The organism is Streptomyces sp. NPDC050085 (assembly GCF_044460595.1).
Lineage (GTDB): Bacteria > Actinomycetota > Actinomycetes > Streptomycetales > Streptomycetaceae > Streptomyces.
On record NZ_JBITJZ010000032.1, the window covers coordinates 1 to 19,300 of the forward strand.

The following is a 19,300-nucleotide window of genomic DNA, read 5'->3' on the forward strand; positions in this document are numbered from 1 at the left end:
TCCTCACCGCCACCGCCACCGCCCACGTCAACGGACACCCCGTCACCTGGCCCATCCACGGCACCACCACCCCCCTCCCCACCTACGCCTTCCAGAACGAGCGGTACTGGCTGGAGCTGCCGGAGGTGGTCGGCGACGCCGTCGATCTGGGGCTGGAGGCCGCGGGGCACCCGCTGTTCGGTGCGACGGTGCTGCTGCCCGAGGACGCAGGGGCCGTGCTCACCGGTCGGCTCTCGATCCGTGCGCAGGCATGGCTCGCCGACCACGCGGTGCACGGCACGGTCGTACTGCCCGGCACCGCCTTCGCCGAACTGGTGCTGCACGCCGGCACCCAGGTGGGCTGTGACCACCTGGAGGAACTCACGCTCCAGGCCCCGTTCGTGCTGCCGGACCAGGGTTCGGTGCCGGTGCAGGTGACGGTCGGCTCGGCGGACGGCAGCAGCCGCCGCGCGGTGACCGTGCACACGCAGCGGGACGGCACGACGGTGGTCCTCGCCAAGGGAACGCTGAGCGCCAACGGCTGCTCTCCGTACGGCGAGCCCCGGACGGTGCCCCCGGAGGGCGCGGTCCCGGTGGATCTCGACGAGTTGTACGAGCGCCTGGCCTCGGCGGGTCTCGCCTACGGTCCCGCGTTCCGCGGACTGCGGGCGGCGTGGCGGCACGGTGACGACGTATACGCCGAAGTGACCCTCCCGGACGGGGTCGACAGCGACTCCTACACCCTGCACCCGGCCCTGCTCGACGCCGCCCTGCACCCGATGGGGTTCGCGGCGGACACACCGGAGGGGCAGGTCAGGCTGCCGGTCGCGTGGACGGACGTGTCGTTGTACGCGGCCGGGGCGCGCACCGCCCGGGTGCTGCTGTCCCCGACGGGTGGCGACACGCTCGAACTGACGGTGACGGACGCGCAGGGCGCCCTGCTGGCCCGGATCGGCGAACTGACCGTACGGGCGAAGCGGCCGGAGGAACTGGTGGCGCGCGGCCAGGACAGTCTGTACGAGCTGTCCTGGGCGGCTCTGCCCGATCCGGCCGGGTCGGCGGAGTCCGCGGTCACGGCCGAGGTCGCCGACGCGGCGGGGCTGGCCGGGGTGCCGGACGGTGCCCTGGTCCTCGCGCACGCTCCCGTGCCGTCAGGCGCGGTGCCCGGGCAGGTGCGGGAGGTCCTCGGCTGGGCGCTCGAACTGTGCCAGGCCTGGCTGGCCGCCGACCGGTTCGCGGAGTCCCGGCTGGCCTTCGTCACCCGCGGCGCGACCGGTGAGCAGCCGTCCGACCTCGCCCACGCGGCGCTGTGGGGGATGGTCCGCTCGGCCCAGACGGAGAACCCGGACCGGTTCGTGCTCGTCGACCTCGACGGTACGGACGCCTCGGCCGGGCTGCTCCCGGCGGTACCGTCCGTCACCGAGCCCCAGTTCGCGATACGGGACGGCGCGCTGTTCGTGCCTCGCCTGGTCCGCTCGGACGTCGAGGCCCCGACCGAAGGCACGGCCGGGGGCTCTGAGTTCGGTCCGCAGGACACCGTTCTCGTCACGGGTGCCACCGGCGACCTGGGCGGTCAGATCACCCGCCGCCTGGTGACCGAGCACGGGGTGCGCAGGCTGCTGCTGGTGAGCAGGCGCGGCCCGGACGCCCCCGGAGCGGCCGAACTGGTCGCGGGTCTTGCCGAGTTGGGCGCGCAGGCCACCGTGGTCGCCTGCGACCTGGCCGACCGCGCGGCCGTGGCCGCGCTGTTCCAGGAGCACCCGGTGGCCGGTCTGGTCCACTCGGCGGGCGTACTGGACGACGCGACGATCATGTCGTTGACGCCCGAGCGTCTCGACCGGGTGCTCCGCGCCAAGGTCGACGCCGCCTGGAACCTGCACGAACTCGCCGGTGACGTAAGGCTGTTCGCGCTGTTCTCGTCGGTCTCCGGGCTGCTCGGCGGCGCGGGCCAGGGCAACTACGCGGCGGCGAACGCGTTCCTCGACGCCCTGGCCGGACACCGGGCACGGCTCGGCCTGCCGGCCGTCTCGTACGCCTGGGGCCTGTGGGCCCAGGACGGCGGCATGGCCGAGCAGTTGGGCCAGGCCGACCTGGCCAGGATGGCCCGGCTCGGCATCCTGCCGATCAGCCACGAGCACGGGCTCGAACTGTTCGACACGGGGGTGCGGGCGGACCGTACGACGCTGGTGCCCGTACGCCTCGACCCGTCCGCGCTGCGCGACCCGTCGCCGCTGCTGCGCGGTCTGGTGCGGCCCACCGCACGGCCCGCGGCGGCCGCAGGCCCGGCGGCGCAGGAGACCACGCTCGCCGACGCGATGGCCGGGCTCGGCCCGCAGGAGCGTACGGATCTGCTGAACAAGCTGGTGCTCGACCTCGTGGCCGACGTGCTCGGACACGCGTCGTCGGACGGGCTCGACGCGCAGCGCGGTCTGCTCGACCTGGGCATCGATTCGCTGACCGCGGTGGAGCTGCGCAACCGGCTCGGCACGGCGGTCGGACAGCGACTGCCGTCCACGCTGATCTTCGACTATCCGACGGTCGAGGCTCTCGTCGGCTACCTGGACACCGAGGTGCTGACGGCGCCGGTGGCCGGTCTCGCCGAACTGGACCGGCTCGAGGAGCTGTTGCTGACGCTGCCCGCCGACGGTGAGCAGCGCACCCAGCTGACGCAGCGGCTCCAGGAGGTGATGGCCCGTGCCGGGTTCGACGTCAGCACCGACGGAGCGGAGGAGCTGCTGTCCGCCGCCTCCGACGACGAGATCTTCGACTTCATCGACAACGAGTTGAGCAGCTGAGCCCGTTCCCTCCGCCGTCCCGCACATCCACAGGAAACCCGAGGAAGTAGACGCAGCCGTGGCGAATGAAGACAAGCTCCGCGACTATCTCAAGCGCGTGACGGCCGACCTGCACCGGACTCGGCAGCGGCTGCAGGAGGTCGAGGCCAAGGACCAGGAGCCGATCGCGATCGTCGGCATGGCCTGCCGCTACCCGGGCGGGGTCGCCTCGCCCGAGCAGCTGTGGGACCTGGTCGTGCAGGAGCGGGACGCGATCTCCGGCTTCCCCGAGGACCGCGGCTGGCCGGCCGACGTCTACGACCCGGACCCGGAGAAGACCGGCAAGTCGTACGCGCAGGAGGGCGGATTCCTCTACGACGCACCCGAGTTCGACCCCGCCTTCTTCGGCGTCTCGCCGCGCGAGGCCCTGACGATCGACCCGCAGCAGCGGCTGCTGCTGCAGACGGCGTGGGAGGCCGTGGAGAGCGCCGGCATCGACCCGGGCACGCTGCGCGGCAGCCGCACCGGCGTGTTCGCCGGTGTGATGTACAACGACTACGGCTCCCGGCTGAGCCCCATCCCGGACGGGTTCGAGGGCCACGTCGGCACCGGCAGCGCGGGCAGCATCGCCTCCGGCCGCCTCTCCTACACGTTCGGCTTCGAGGGCCCGGCGGTCAGTGTCGACACGGCCTGCTCGTCGTCGCTGGTGGCCCTGCACCTGGCGGCGCAGGCGCTGCGTCAGGGCGAGTGCGAGTTCGCGCTGGCCGGCGGTGTCACGGTCATCTCCACGCCGGGCCTGTTCATCGAGTTCAGCCGCCAGCGCGGCCTGTCCGCCGACGGACGCTGCAAGGCGTTCGCCGCGGCCGCCGACGGCACCGGCTGGGGCGAGGGCGTCGGCCTGATCCTGCTGGAGCGGCTCTCCGACGCCGAGCGCAACGGCCACCACGTCCTCGGCCTGATCCGCGGCAGCGCCATCAACCAGGACGGTACGAGCAGTCAGCTGACGGCGCCGAACGGCCCCTCCCAGCGGCGGGTGATCCGAGACGCCCTGGCCAACGCGCGTCTGGAGACCTCCGACGTCGACGTGGTCGAGGCGCACGGCACCGGCACCAAACTCGGCGACCCGATCGAGGCGCAGGCCCTGCTCGCCACGTACGGAAAGGACCGTCCGGCCGAACAGCCGTTGTGGCTCGGCTCGTTGAAGTCCAACATCGGCCACTCGCAGGCCGCCGCCGGTGTCGGCGGTGTCATCAAGATGGTCATGGCGATGCGCAACGGGCTGCTGCCCAAGACGCTGCACGTCGACGAGCCGTCACCGCACATCGACTGGGAGCTGGGCTCCGTCTCGCTGCTCACGCAGGCCCGCCAGTGGGAGACGGACGGCCGCCCGCGCCGGGCCGGTGTGTCCTCGTTCGGCATCAGCGGCACCAACGCGCACTTGATCCTCGAACAGGCCCCGGTCCCGGCTCCTGCCACCGACGAACCCGCTGACGAACCCGCCGAGCCCACCGAGCCCGCCCCCACGATGGACGGCCCGGTGCCCTGGCTGGTGTCGGCCCGCACCGAGCAGGCGGTGCGGGACCAGGCCGCCCGCCTGAGCACCTACCTCGCGGACCGGCCCGACACCAACTCCCTTGCCGTGGCGCAGGTACTGGCCACCCGTGCCCGCTTCGAGCACCGGGCCGTCGCCCTGAACGCGGAAGCGCTGACCGCCCTCGCCGAGGGCCAGCCCCACCCCGACCTCATCACCGGTACCGCGCTCGACGGCAAGACCGTCTTCGTCTTCCCCGGCCAGGGCTCGCAGTGGCCCGCCATGGGCCAGTACCTCCTCGCCCACGAACCGGTCTTCGCCGACCACATACGCGCCTGCACCCAAGCCTTCGCCCCGCACACCGACTGGGATCTGACCCGGCTGCTCACCGACGCCGACGCCACCCTCCTGGAACGCGTCGACGTCGTCCAACCCGTCCTGTTCGCCGTCATGACCGGCCTGGCTGAGTTGTGGAAGCACCACGGCATCACCCCCGACGCCGTCATCGGCCACTCGCAGGGCGAGATCGCGGCTGCTTACGCCGCCGGAGCCCTGTCCCTCGACGACGCGGCCCGCACCGTCATCCTGCGCGCCCAAGCCATCACCGCGCTGGCCGGCACCGGCACCATGGCTTCCATCCCCCTGCCCGCAGACCAAGTCACCCCCCTGCTGCAGGGCGACGTCCACATCGCCGCCGCCAACGGACCCGCCACCACCGTCGTTTCCGGATCGGTCGACGCCATCGACGCCCTGGTCGCCATCTGCGAGAGCCGGGAGATCCGCGCCCGCAAAATCCCCGTCGACTACGCCTCCCACTGCATCCACGTCGAAGCCATTCACCAGCAGATCCTCAGCGCCCTCGACGGCATCCAACCCCAGACCACGAACATCGCCTTCTACTCCACCGTCACCGGCCAGCCCATCGACACCAGCTCGCTGACGGCCGAGTACTGGTACACCAACCTCCGCAACCAGGTCCGCTTCCACGAGACGGTGGAACTGCTGCACCGGGACGGCTACCGCCACTTCATCGAGTCAAGTCCCCACCCCGTCCTCACCATTGGACTCCAGCAGACCTTCGACGACCGCCCCGCCACCATCCACCCCACCCTCCGCCGCGACCACGGCCACCACCTCCCCCACGCCCTCGCCGACGCCCACACCCACGGCCTCCCCGTCAACTGGCACCTCCCCCAAGCAACCGGCGAACCCCCGGCCCTGCCCACGTACGCCTTCCAACAGCAGCGGTACTGGCTCGACGAAGTGGCCGAGGCCGGGGACGCCGGCAGTCTCGGCCTGACGCGGTCCGCGCACCCGTTGCTGGGAGCGGTGACCACGTTGGCGGAGAGCGACGCGCTGCTGCTGACGGGACGGCTGTCCGTCGAGACCCACCCGTGGCTCGGTGACCACATCGTCGCGGGCACCGTGCTGCTGCCCGGTACGGCACTGGTCGAGCTCGCGGTGCAGGCCGCGGACCAGGTGGGCTGCGACCTCATCGACGAGCTGACCCTGGAGGCCCCGCTGACGCTCGGTCAGCGAGGCGGCGTACAGCTGCAGATCGCGGTCGGCGCGCCGGACGAGGGCGGACGGCGGCCGCTGACCATCCACTCGCGGCCGGAGACCGAGGACGCGGTCTGGGCCCGGCACGCGACCGGCGCCGTCGCCGTCGCGACCGCCGCCCCGACCGGTCCGCAGGACGACCTCTCCGTGTGGCCGGTGGACGGCGCCCAGCAGGTGCCGACCGGCGAACTGTACGAACGGATGGAATCCGCCGGGGTGTTCTACGGTCCGGCGTTCCGCGGGGTCACCGCGGTCTGGCGGCGCGGCGACGACCTCTTCGCCGAACTCGTGCTTCCGGCCGACACCGACCGCTCCGGCTACGGGCTGCACCCGGCGCTGCTCGACGCGGCGCTGCACCCGCTCGCCCTCGACACCGACGCGTCCGGCGAGTCGGGCATCCGCATGCCGTTCTCCTGGTCCGGTGTCGCCCTGCACGCCACGGGCGCCTCCGCCCTGCGGGTCCGGCTGACCCCGACCGGCAACGGCGTGGAACTGGTCGCCGCCGACCCGGCCGGTACACCGGTGCTGTCGGTGCGGAACATGGTGGCCCGTTCGCTGTCCGCCGAGCGGCTGGCCGAACTGCGTGCGCTGTTGGACGGTGACACGCCTGCCGCCCCGGTACGCCGGGTGCAGCGGCCGGAGGCCTCCGCTCCTGACGGGGCGAGCGGATCGCAGTTCGCACAGCGGCTCGCCGGTCTGAGCGAGGCGGAGCAGATCGCGGCCGTCCTCGACACGATCCGGGCCCAGGTGGCGACCGTGCTCGGGCATGCCACGCCGGAGAGCATCGACACGGACCGGCCATTCAAGGAACTCGGCATCGACTCGATCATGGGCGTGGAGATCAGGAACCGGCTGGCCGCGGCCACCGGCCTGCGGCTGCCCGCCACCCTGGTCTTCGACTACCCGACCCCGGTGACCCTGGCCGAGTCGCTGCGTGAGGAGGCGCTCGGCATCGAGGCCGCCGCGCCCGCCGGCACCGCGGTCAAGGGTGCCTCGGACGAGCCTCTCGCCATCGTCGCCATGGCCTGCCGCTACCCCGGTGGCATCGCGTCGCCCGAGGACCTGTGGCGGCTCGTCGACGACGAGGTGGACGCCATCGGCGACTTCCCCACCGACCGTGGCTGGGACCCCGCCGAGCTGTACGACCCGGACCCGAGCAAGGCGGGGAAGACGTACTCGCTCCAGGGCGGGTTCCTCTATGACGCCGGCCTGTTCGACGCCGACTTCTTCGGGATCTCGCCGCGTGAGGCGCTGGCCACCGACCCGCAGCAGCGGCTGCTGCTCGAAACGGCGTGGGAGACGCTTGAGAGCGCCGGGATCGACCCGGCCGCCCTGCGCGGCAGCAGCACCGGCGTCTTCACCGGCATCGGGCACAACGACTACCGGGCCAGGCTCGACGCGGCGCCCGAGGCGTTCGAGGGCCACCTGCTGACCGGCAACATGACCAGTGTCGCCTCGGGCCGCGTCGCCTACACGCTCGGTCTCGAGGGCCCGGCGGTCTCCGTCGAGACAGCGTGCTCGTCGTCGCTGGTCGCCCTGCACCTGGCCGGTCAAGCACTGCGCAACGGTGACTGCTCACTGGCCCTGGTCGGCGGCGTCGCCGTCATGCCGACACCGGGCGGCTTCATCGAGTTCAGCCGGCAGCGCGGGCTCGCCAAGGACGGCCGCTGCAAGGCGTTCTCCGACGAGGCCGACGGCACCGGCTGGTCCGAGGGCGTGGGCCTGCTCCTGGTGGAGCGGTTGTCCGACGCCCGCAAGAACGGCCACCAGATCCTCGCGGTCGTCCGCGGCAGCGCCATCAACCAGGACGGCGCCAGCAACGGCCTCACCGCGCCCAACGGGCCCTCCCAGCAGCGCGTCATCCAGCAGGCCCTGGCCAACTCCGGTCTCACCACGGCTGATGTCGACGCCGTGGAGGCGCACGGCACCGGCACGTCCCTCGGCGACCCGATCGAGGCGCAGGCCCTGATGGCGACGTACGGCAAGAACCGTACGGCCGAACAGCCTTTGTGGCTCGGCTCGTTGAAGTCCAACATCGGCCACACGCAGGCCGCCGCCGGTGTCGGCGGCATCATCAAGATGGTCATGGCGATGCGCCACGGCGTCCTGCCCAAGACCCTGCACGCCGACAACCCCTCCTCACACATCGACTGGGACGCGGGCGCCGTCTCCCTCCTCACCGAGGCCCGCCCCTGGGAGACGAACGGACATCCGCGTCGCGCGGGCGTCTCCTCCTTCGGCGTCAGCGGCACCAACGCGCACGTGGTCCTGGAAGAGCACGTCGAGGAGCAGGCCGAGGAGCAGGTCTCAGAGGAGCCCGCCGAGCCCACCCCCACGGTGAACGGCCCGGCGCCCTGGGCCCTGTCCGCCAAGACCCTCCCCGCCCTGCACGCCCAGGCCGACCGCCTCCTCGACCTGGTCACCACCGACCCGAACCACTCACCCGCAGACATCGCCCACTCCCTGCTCACCACCCGCACCCACTTCAGCCAGCGGGCGGTGATCGTCGCCGACACCACCGACGACCGCCTCGACGCCCTCCGCGCACTGGCTGGGGGCGAGCACCACTCGTCCGTGGTCACCGGCAGCGCAGACGGCACCGGGAAGCTGGCGTTCTTGTTCACCGGCCAGGGGGCCCAACGCCTGGGCATGGGACGGGAGTTGCACGCCACCTACCCCGCCTTCGCGACCGCCTTCGACGCAATCCTGGACCACTTCGAACCCGAACTCCGCAACATCATCTGGGGCGACGACGCAGAGCAGCTGGCGCGCACGGAGAACACGCAGCCCGCACTGTTCGCCATCGAGGTCGCACTGTTCCGGCTCCTCGAAAGCTGGGGGGTCACGCCCGACTATCTGGCCGGACACTCCATCGGCGAACTCGCCGCCGCCCACTGCGCAGGCGTACTCACCCTCGCCGACGCCTGCACCCTCGTCGCCGCCCGGGCACGGCTCATGCAATCCGCCCAAGCCGGTGGTGCCATGGCCGCCATCCAAGCCACCGAAGACGAACTCGCCTCAGAAATCAGCGAGTTGGTGTCGATCGCGGCCATCAACGGGCCGCAGTCCGTCGTCATCGCAGGCGACCACGACGAGGTCTCCGCGATCGCCGGACGGTGGAAGGAAGCAGGCCGCAAGACCAAGCTCCTCAACGTCAGCCACGCCTTCCACTCCCCCCACATGGACAGCATCCTCGACCAGTTCCAACAGGCCGCGGCCACACTCACATACGCCGAACCGCGGATCCCCGTCATCTCCAACGTCACCGGCACCCTCGCCACCACCGAACAACTCACCAGCCCCGCCTACTGGACGAGCCACATCCGCGAAGCCGTCCGCTTCCACCACGGCATCACCACCCTCCACAACACCGGCGTGACGACGTTCATCGAACTCGGCCCCGACGGCACCCTCACCGCCATGGCCGCCACCACCCTCGCCGACACCACCGCCGTCCTCACCCCCACCCTCCGACCCGACCACAACGAACCCCGCACCCTCCTCACCGCCACCGCCACCGCCCACGTCAACGGACACCCCGTCACCTGGCCCATCCACGGCACCACCACCCCCCTCCCCACCTACGCCTTCCAGCACCAGCGGTACTGGCTGGAGGTCACCGGCAACGCGGACGCCGCGGAGCTGGGGCTGGAGGCCGCGGGACACCCGTTGCTCGGGGCTGCTCTCGCGGTGGCGGACGACGGTGGGCTGTTGCTCACCGGTCGGATCTCCCGGCGCACGCACACGTGGCTGGCCGATCACGTGGTGCTGGGTTCCGCACTGTTGCCGGGCGCCGCCTTCGTCGAGCTCGCGCTGCACGCGGGTGCGCAGGTCGGCTGCGGGACGATCGACGAGCTGATCATCGAGACGCCGCTCACCGTGCCCGAACAGGGCGCTGTTCAGCTGCAGTTGAGCGTCGGGGCGGCGGATGACGCGGGCCGCAGGTCGATACGCGTGCACTCGCGCACGTACGCCGAGGACGCCGAGGACGCCGAGTGGACCCGGAACGCGTCCGGTGCGCTGCGGGCCGACGGTCCGGCGCCGCGCGCGACGGCCGAGACCTGGCCGCCGGCCGGGGCCTCGGTCGTGCCCACCGCGGACCTCTACGAGCGGCTCGCGGAGGCCGGGTTCGCGTACGGTCCCGCTTTCCAGGGGCTGCGCAACGGCTGGCGCGTCGATGACGACGTGTACGCCGAGGTGCGGCTGCCCGAGGAACAGCACGAGGCGGCAGGCCTGTTCGGCATCCACCCCGCGCTGCTCGACTCCGCGATGCACTCCCTGGGGCTCGGCGTCGTCGAGAGCGAGGCCGACCAGGTGCGGCTGCCCTTCTCGTGGCAGGGAGTGTCCCTGCACGCGAGCGGTGCGGTCGCGGCACGGGTCCGGCTTTCGCCGACCGACGCGGACACCGTACGGCTCACTCTGCTCGACGCGGAGGGTGCCCCGTTGCTGACGGCCGAGGGACTGACCCTGCGCGCGATGGCCCGCGCGGCCACGCCGACCCGGCCGCCGCTGTACGGGATGGAGCTGGTGGCCCTGCCCACGGTGGCGGCGGACGCGGTGGCGGCGGACGCGGCCGAGGTGCCGGTGGTCGTCGGCGCGGTCGAGGACCTCGCGGACGCACCGCAGGCTCCTGTCGTACGGGTCGACTTCACCACCCCGACCCCGATCTCCCCGGCGGGACCGAGCGGCGCGGACACCACTGTCGCCGACACCCACCGTACGGCGGCCCTGGCGCTGGAACTCGTACAGGCATGGCTCGCCGACGAGCGGTTCGCCGAGTCCCGGCTGCTCGTCGTCACCCGGGGCGCGCTCACGGTGGACGACGGCACCACGGACCTGGCCGCTGCGACGGTGTGGGGTCTGGTGCGTACGGCCGAGGCCGAGAACCCGGGCCGGTTCGTCCTCGTCGACGTCGACGACGACGAGGCTTCGCTCGCCGCCCTGCCCGCGGCCCTCGCCTCGGGCGAACCTCAACTCGCCGTTCGTTCGGGCGAGTTGTCGACCCCGCGGGTCGTCCGGGTGCCGTCCGCCGAGCCGGAGCAGGCACCCTTCGACCCCGAAGGCCTCGTGCTCGTCACCGGCGGCACCGGCACCCTGGGCGCGCAGGTCGCCCGACACCTCGTCACCGAACACGGCGCCCGCCACCTGCTGCTCACCAGCCGGCGCGGCCCGGATGCCGAGGGCGCGGCGGAACTCGTCGCGGAACTCGCCGAGTTGGGAGCGGAGGCCGAGGTCGCCGCCTGTGACGTGAGCGACCGTGCGGCCCTGGCCGGTCTGCTCGGGGCGGCGGACCGTCCGCTGACCGCCGTGGTGCACACGGCGGGCGTCCTCGACGACGGCGTGATCGGCGCGCTGACGCCCGAGCGGCTGGCCGCCGTGCTGCGGCCCAAGGTCGACGCGGCCTGGAACCTGCACGAACTCGCCGGGAACGTCGACTCGTTCGTCCTGTTCTCCTCGGTGGCCGCCACCCTGGGCAGCCCCGGGCAGGGCAACTACACCGCCGCGAACTCCTTCCTCGACGCGCTCGCCTGCCACCGTCGGGCCCTGGGCCTGCCCGCCGTCTCCCTGGCGTGGGGCTTCTGGGACACCGAGGGCGGCATGACGCGGGACCTGGACGCGCGGGACCGGGCCCGGCTGAGCCGGGGCGGTGTCGCCCCGATGAGCGTCGAGCAGGGTCTGGCCCTGTTCGACGCGGCGCTCGGTCAGGACCGGGCACTGATCGTCTCCGCCCGCCTGGACCTGGCCTCGCTGCGCGCCGCGGGCACCGTGCCGGTGGCCCTGCGGGGCCTGGTGCGGGCGACCGCCCGGCGCGCCGCGGGTCCGGGTGCGGCGAACGGCTCGTCGCTGGCCCAGCAGATCGCCGGGCTGTCGGACGCCGAGCGGGATGCCGTCCTGCTCGACACGGTGCGGGGCGCGGTGGCGTCGGTCCTCGGGCACGGGAGCGCCGACGCGGTCGCCGCCGACCGGCAGTTCGGGGACCTCGGCTTCGACTCGCTGACCGCGGTGGACTTCCGCAACCGGCTCGCCACGGCGACCGGCCTGCGGTTGCCGACGACCCTGGTGTTCGACTACCCGACGCCCCTGGCACTGGCCGAGTTCCTGCGCGACGAGGTGGTCGGTACCGCCGACGTCGCGGTCCGGCCGACGGCCCGGGTGACCGGGGACGACCCCCTCGTGATCGTGGGCATGAGCTGCCGCTACCCCGGCGGGGTCCGCTCGCCGGAGGACCTGTGGCGGCTCGTCGCGGACGGCGTCGACGCCGTCTCGCCCTTCCCGGTGGACCGGGGCTGGAGCGAGGACCTGTACGACCCCGACCCGGAGCGCACCGGTACCTCGTACGCCAATGAAGGCGGCTTCCTGCACGACGCGGGCAGCTTCGACCCGGAGTTCTTCGGGATCTCGCCGCGTGAGGCGCTGGCCACCGACCCGCAGCAGCGGCTCCTCCTCGAAACCGCGTGGGAGACGTTCGAGAGCGCCGGGATCGACCCGGCCGCGCTGCGCGGCAGCAGCACCGGCGTCTTCACCGGGATCATGTACAACGACTACGGCGCACGGCTGCTGGAGAACATCCCGCAGGGCTACGAAGGATTCCTGGGCACGGGCAGCGCACCGAGCATCGCCTCGGGCCGCGTCGCCTACACCTTCGGCCTCGAAGGCCCCGCGGTCACGGTCGACACCGCCTGCTCCTCCTCCCTGGTCGCGCTCCACCTGGCCGGTCAGGCGCTGCGCAACGGCGAATGCGACCTGGCCCTGGTCGGCGGTGCGACGGTGATGGCGACGCCGACGACGTTCATCGAGTTCAGCAGGCAGCGCGGGCTCGCCAAGGACGGCCGCTGCAAGGCGTTCTCCGACGACGCCGACGGCACCGGCTGGGGCGAAGGTGCCGGTCTGCTCCTGGTGGAGCGGCTCTCCGACGCCCGCAAGAACGGGCACGAGATCCTCGCGGTGGTCCGCGGCAGCGCCATCAACCAGGACGGCGCGAGCAACGGCCTGACCGCGCCCAACGGACCCGCGCAGCAGCGCGTCATCCGCCAGGCCCTGGCCAGTGCCGGTCTGAGTCCCGACGAGGTCGACGCCGTGGAGGCACACGGCACCGGCACCACGCTCGGCGACCCCATCGAGGCACAGGCCCTGCTCGCCACGTACGGAAAGGACCGTCCGGCCGAACAGCCTTTGTGGCTCGGCTCGTTGAAGTCCAACATCGGGCACACGCAGGCCGCGGCCGGTGTCGCGGGCATCATCAAGATGATCCAGGCGATGCGCCACGGCGTCCTGCCCAAGACCCTGCACGCCGACAACCCGTCGTCCCACGTCGACTGGGAGGCGGGCGCCGTCTCCCTCCTCACCGAGGCCCGCCCGTGGGAGGCGAACGGACATCCGCGTCGCGCGGGCGTCTCCTCCTTCGGCGTCAGCGGCACCAACGTGCACCTGATCCTGGAGGAGCCCCCGGCTTCCGACACCGCACCGGCCGCCGAACCTCAGGCGCCGGCCGCGGGGCCCGCACCATGGGTGCTGTCCGGCAGGACGCTCCCGGCCCTGCACGCCCAGGCCGACCGCCTCCTCGACCTGGTCACCAACGACCCGAACCACTCACCCACGGACATCGCGCACTCCCTCCTCACCACCCGCAGCCACTTCGACCAGCGGGCCGTGGTCGTCGCGGACACCACCGACGACCGCACCGAGGCGCTCCGCGCACTCGCAGCGGGCAGCCCGCACTCGTCCGTGATCACGGGCAGCACGGACGGCACCGGGAAGCTGGCGTTCTTGTTCACCGGCCAAGGGGCTCAACGCCTGGGCATGGGACGCGAGTTGCACGCCACCTACCCCGCCTTCGCGACCGCCTTCGACGCAATCCTGGACCACTTCGAACCCGGACTCCGCGACATCATCTGGGGCGACGACGCAGAGCAGTTGGCGCGCACGGAACACACGCAGCCCGCACTGTTCGCCATCGAGGTCGCCCTGTTCCGGCTCCTCGAAAGCTGGGGGGTCACGCCCGACTATCTGGCCGGGCACTCCATCGGGGAACTCGCCGCCGCCCACTGCGCAGGCGTACTCACCCTCGCCGACGCCTGCACCCTCGTCGCCGCACGAGCCCGGCTCATGCAATCCGCCCAAGCAGGCGGCGCCATGGCCGCCATCCAGGCCACCGAAGACGAACTCGCCTCAGATGTGGGCGAGTTGGTGTCGATTGCGGCGATCAACGGGCCGCAGTCCGTCGTGATCGCCGGTGACGCCGACGAGGTTACGGCGATCGCCGGACGGTGGAAGGAGAACGGGCGCAAGACCAAGCTCCTCAACGTCAGCCACGCCTTCCACTCCCCCCACATGGACAGCATCCTCGACCAGTTCCAACAGGCCGCGGCCACACTCACATACGCCGAACCGCGGATCCCCGTCATCTCCAACGTCACCGGCACCCTCGCCACCACCGAACAACTCACCAGCCCCGCCTACTGGACGAGCCACATCCGCGAAGCCGTCCGCTTCCACCACGGCATCACCACCCTCCACGACACCGGCGTGACGACGTTCGTCGAGCTCGGCCCCGACGGCACCCTCACCGCCATGGCCGCCACCACCCTCGCCGACACCACCGCCGTCCTCACCCCCACCCTCCGACCCGACCACAACGAACCCCGCACCCTCCTCACCGCCACCGCCACCGCCCACGTCAACGGACACCCCGTCACCTGGCCCATCCACGGCACCACCACCCCCCTCCCCACCTACGCCTTCCAGAACGAGCGGTACTGGCTGGACACGGTGTCCGGGGCCGGGGACGCCGCCGGGCTCGGTATGGCCGGGGCGGAGCACTCCCTGCTGGGTGCGATGGTCGAACTCGCCGGTGATCAGGGCGTGGTGTTCACCGGCCGGATCTCGCAGCGCAGCCACCCCTGGCTCACCGACCACTCCGTGCTCGGCACCGTTCTCGTGCCCGGGTCCGCACTGGTCGATCTCGTGCTGCACGCCGCCGAGCGGGTGGGCTGCGCGCAGTTGGAGGAGTTCACGCTCGAGGCGCCGGTGGTCGTCCCCGACGACGCTTCGGTGCAGCTCCAGGTGAACGTGGCCGCGGCGGACGAGGACGGGCGCCGTCCGGTCTCCGTGTACTCGCGGACCGGCGGGCAGGACGAGGCGGCATGGGTCCGGCACGGTACGGGCACGGTGGCCGAAGTGGCCGCGCCCGCGGTCGAGTTGGCGCAGTGGCCGCCGGCCGGTGCCGAGCCGGTCGACGTGTCGGACTTCTACGGCACGCTCGCCGATCTGGGTCTCGGTTACGGCCCGGTCTTCCAGGGGCTGCAGGCCGCCTGGCGCACCGGCGACGCCGTGTACGCGGAGGTCGAGCTGGAGAGCGACACGGACGTGTCCGGCTTCGGCATCCACCCGGCCCTGCTGGACTCGTCGCTGCACGCGCTGGGCTTCGCCCTGGACGAGGACGCCCGGCAGCCGCTGCTGCCCTTCGTCTGGGCGGGCGTCTCCCTGTTCGCCGCCGAGGCGTCGGCGGTCCGGGTGCGGCTGACCCCGGACGGCCCGGGGGCGTTCGGCATCGCACTCGCCGACCGTTCGGGCGCGCCCGTCGCCGCGGTGGAGCGGCTGTCCGTACGTCCGGTGGCTCCCGAGCAGCTCGCTCCGGCGGGCGGACAACGGCTTCCGCTGTACGCACTCGAGTGGACGCCCGTACCGCTGCCGGACGGCGGCCCCGAGCCGGTGTTCCTGACCGGCTCGGCGGACCTGGCCGCCGACCTGGCCACACTGCCCGCGGGCGACCTGGTCGCGGAACTGCCGCGTACCGACGACGTGTTCGCCGCCGCGCACCGCGGGCTCGAGCTCGTACAGGCGTGGCTGGCCGATCCCGCGCGCGGCGCGGACCGGTTGACGCTGCTGACGCACGGCGCGGCGGGCGAGGACGTCGACGACCTCGGCAACGCCGCGGTGTGGGGTCTGGTGCGCACCGCGCTGGTGGAGAACCCGGGCCGGTTCGCGCTGCTCGACGTGGACGACGACGCGGCCTCCCGGGCCGCTGTGCCGGCCGCGCTGGCGGCCGACGAGCCCCAACTGGTGCTCCGCAAGGGGGCCGCGGCCGCGGCCCGGCTCGCCCAGCGGGACCCGGTGGCGCCGGACGACGCCGCGGGCTTCACCTCGGACGACACGGTGCTGGTCACCGGCGCGACCGGCACGCTCGGTGCGCTCGTCGCCCGTCATCTGGCCGTCCGCCACGGCGTGCGCAAACTCGTACTGGTCAGCAGGAGCGGGCCAGGGGCTCCGGGCGCGGCGGAACTCGCCGCGGAGCTGGCCGAGTCGGGCGCCGAGCCGGTGCTCGTCGCCTGCGACCTGACCGACCGCGACGCGCTCGCCCGGGTGCTGGCCGACCATCCGGTGACCGGTGTCGTGCACGCGGCCGGTGTCCTGGACGACGGCGTGATCGGCGCGCTGACGCCCGAACGGCTGGACACGGTGCTGCGCCCGAAGGCCGAGGCCGCCCGCAATCTGCACGAACTCGTCGGCGACGTACGGCACTTCGTGCTCTTCTCCTCGATCGCGGGCACCCTCGGCAGCCCCGGCCAGGCCAACTACTCGGCGGCCAACGCCTACCTGGACGGGCTCGCCGTGCACCGGCGCACGCTCGGCCTGCCGGCCACCTCGTACGCGTGGGGCCTGTGGGACACCGGGAGCGGCATGTCGGAGCACGCGGACTCCGCCCGGATCGGCAGGGGCGGCATCCTGCCGATCGAGGTGGCGGAAGGAATGGCGCTGTTCGACGGCGCGCTCGCCCTCACCACCAGCGCTCCGGTCCGCCTCGACCTCGCGGCGCTGCGGACGCTGCCGGCCCTGCCGTCGGCGCTGCGCGGTCTGGTGCGCACACCGGCCCGGCGGGCCGCGGCGGCCGGCGGCGCGTCGCTGCCGCAGAAGCTCGCCGGTCTGTCGGAGCAGGAGCGTCGTACGGCGCTGCTCGACCTGGTGTGCGGGCACGTCGCCGATGTGCTGGGTCACTCGGGGGCGGGCCAGGTGGCGGTCGAACGCGGCTTCCTGGAGCTGGGCTTCGACTCGCTGACGGCGGTGGAGCTGCGCAACCGGCTGATCGCGGCGACCGACGTACGGCTGCCCGCCACGGTGATCTTCGACTATCCGACGCCTGCGGCACTGGCCGGGCGGCTGTACGAGCTGCTGTCGCCCGAGGACGACCCGGAGGCCGTCGTGCGCCGCTCGCTGGCCGAGATCCCGCTGGAACGGCTGCGTTCGGCGGGGCTGTTGGAGGCGCTTCTCCAGCTGGTCGAGCAGGAGCCTAGCGACCCTGCAGCGGCGCAGAAGAGCGAGCCAATGACCGCGATCGAGGATTTGGACGCGGAGGCCTTGGTGGCGCTGGCACTGGGCAACGGCGACGCGGGACTGGAGCAGGGATGAGTACCTCCTCGGAACAGCTTGTTGAAGCGCTACGGGCATCGTTGAAGGAGAACGAGCGCCTGCGCCAGGAGAACGAGCGGGCCTCCGGCCGGGAACCCATCGCGATCGTCGGGATGGCCTGTCGCTATCCCGGCGGGGTTCAGTCGCCGGATGACCTGTGGCGACTCGTCGCGGACGGCCGGGACGTCGTGTCGGGCTTCCCCGACGACCGGGGCTGGGACGTCGAGGGGCTGTACGACCCCGACCCGGCGCAGGCGGGCAAGACGTACGCGAAGGAAGGCGGTTTCCTCTACGACTCCGCCCACTTCGACCCGGAGTTCTTCGGGATCTCGCCGCGCGAGGCCCTGGCCATCGACCCGCAGCAGCGGCTGCTGCTGCAGACGGCCTGGGAGGCCGTGGAGAGCGCCGGCATCGACCCGGCATCGCTCAGCGGCAGCCGTACCGGCGTCTTCACCGGGATCATGTACGGCGACTACGGCGCCCGCCTGCTGTACCCGTCGTCGCCGGAGGAGTTCGAGGGCTATCTGGGCACGGGCAGCGCCGGCAGCGTCGCCTCGGGCCGGATCTCGTACACGTTCGGCTTCGAGGGCCCGGCGGTCACGGTCGACACCGCCTGCTCCTCCTCCCTGGTCGCCCTGCACCTGGCGGCGCAGGCGCTGCGCAGCGGCGAGTGCTCGCTGGCCCTGGCCGGCGGGGTCACGGTGGTCGCCACGCCGGGTCTCTTCGTCGAGTTCAGCCGGCAGCGCGGGCTCGCCCCCGACGGCCGGTGCAAGGCCTTCGCGGCCGCGGCCGACGGAACCGGCTGGGGCGAGGGCGTCGGGCAACTGGTGCTCGAGCGGCTCTCCGACGCCCGGCGCAACGGACACCGGGTGCTCGCGGTCGTCCGCGGCAGCGCCGTCAACCAGGACGGCACCAGCAGCCAGCTCACCGCCCCCAACGGCCCCTCCCAGCAGCGCGTCATCCGGCAGGCCCTGGCCAACGCCCGGCTCGACAGCGCCGATGTGGACGTCGTGGAGGCACACGGCACCGGCACCAGGCTCGGCGACCCGATCGAGGCGCAGGCGATCCTCGCCACGTACGGGCAGAACCGCCCGGCCGAACAGCCTTTGTGGCTGGGCTCGTTGAAGTCCAACATCGGTCACACGCAGGCCGCCGCGAGCGTCGGCGGCATCATCAAGATGGTCATGGCGATGCGCCACGGCGTCCTGCCCAAGACCCTGCACGTCGACGCGCCCACGCCGCACGTCGACTGGGAGGCGGGCGCGGTCTCGCTGCTCACGGAGACCCGTCCCTGGGAGACGGACGGCCGGCCCCGTCGCGCGGGCGTCTCGTCGTTCGGCGTCAGCGGCACCAACGCCCACGCCATCATCGAGGAGGCCCCCGCCGAGGAGCAGTCGCCGCCTGCCGGGACGGCCCCGGCCGGCCCGCTGCCCTGGGCCCTGTCCGCCAAGACCCTGCCCGCGCTGCGGGACCAGGCCCGGCGGCTGCACCGCCACCTCGCGGACACCCCGGACGCCGCACCGGCCGACGTCGCCCACTCGCTCCTGACCACCCGCACCCTGTTCGACCAGCGGGCGGTGATCGTCGCCGACACCACCGAGGACCGCCTCGACGCCCTCCAGGCACTGGCCGATGACCTGCCCCACCCGTCCCACGTGATCGGCAGCGCGGACACCGGCGGGAAGCTGGCGTTCCTGTTCACGGGGCAGGGGGCTCAACGCCTGGGCATGGGACGGGAGTTGCACGCCACCTACCCCGCCTTCGCGACCGCCTTCGACGCAATCCTGGACCACTTCGAACCCGGACTCCGCAACATCATCTGGGGCGACGACGCAGAGCAGTTGGCGCGTACGGAGAACACTCAGCCCGCACTGTTCGCCATCGAGGTCGCACTGTTCCGGCTCCTGGAAAGCTGGGGGGTCACGCCTGACTATCTGGCCGGGCACTCCATCGGGGAACTCGCCGCCGCCCACTGCGCAGGCGTACTCACCCTGGAAGACGCCTGCACCCTCGTCGCCGCACGAGCCAGGCTCATGCAATCCGCCCAAGC

General features: G+C 72.6%; 3 protein-coding genes and 1 pseudogene. All 4 read left to right on the top strand.

Annotation, left to right across the window (positions count from 1 at the left end; translation table 11 throughout):
* The coding region (locus ACIBUY_RS42475; RefSeq protein ID WP_399155544.1) for a type I polyketide synthase at positions 1–2,774 on the top strand (2,774 nt) is incomplete at its 5' end.
* 97 nt (positions 2,775–2,871) lie between these two features.
* A pseudogene (locus ACIBUY_RS42480) lies at positions 2,872–6,405 on the top strand (type I polyketide synthase); the annotation flags it as partial.
* 66 nt (positions 6,406–6,471) lie between these two features.
* A complete protein-coding gene (locus ACIBUY_RS42485) occupies positions 6,472–17,250 on the top strand; it encodes an SDR family NAD(P)-dependent oxidoreductase (RefSeq protein ID WP_399155546.1) in 10,779 nt (3,592 codons plus the stop codon).
* On the top strand, positions 17,247–19,300 hold a 2,054-nt coding region (locus ACIBUY_RS42490; RefSeq protein ID WP_399155545.1), incomplete at its 3' end, for a type I polyketide synthase. The genes ACIBUY_RS42485 and ACIBUY_RS42490, both read left to right, overlap by 4 nt.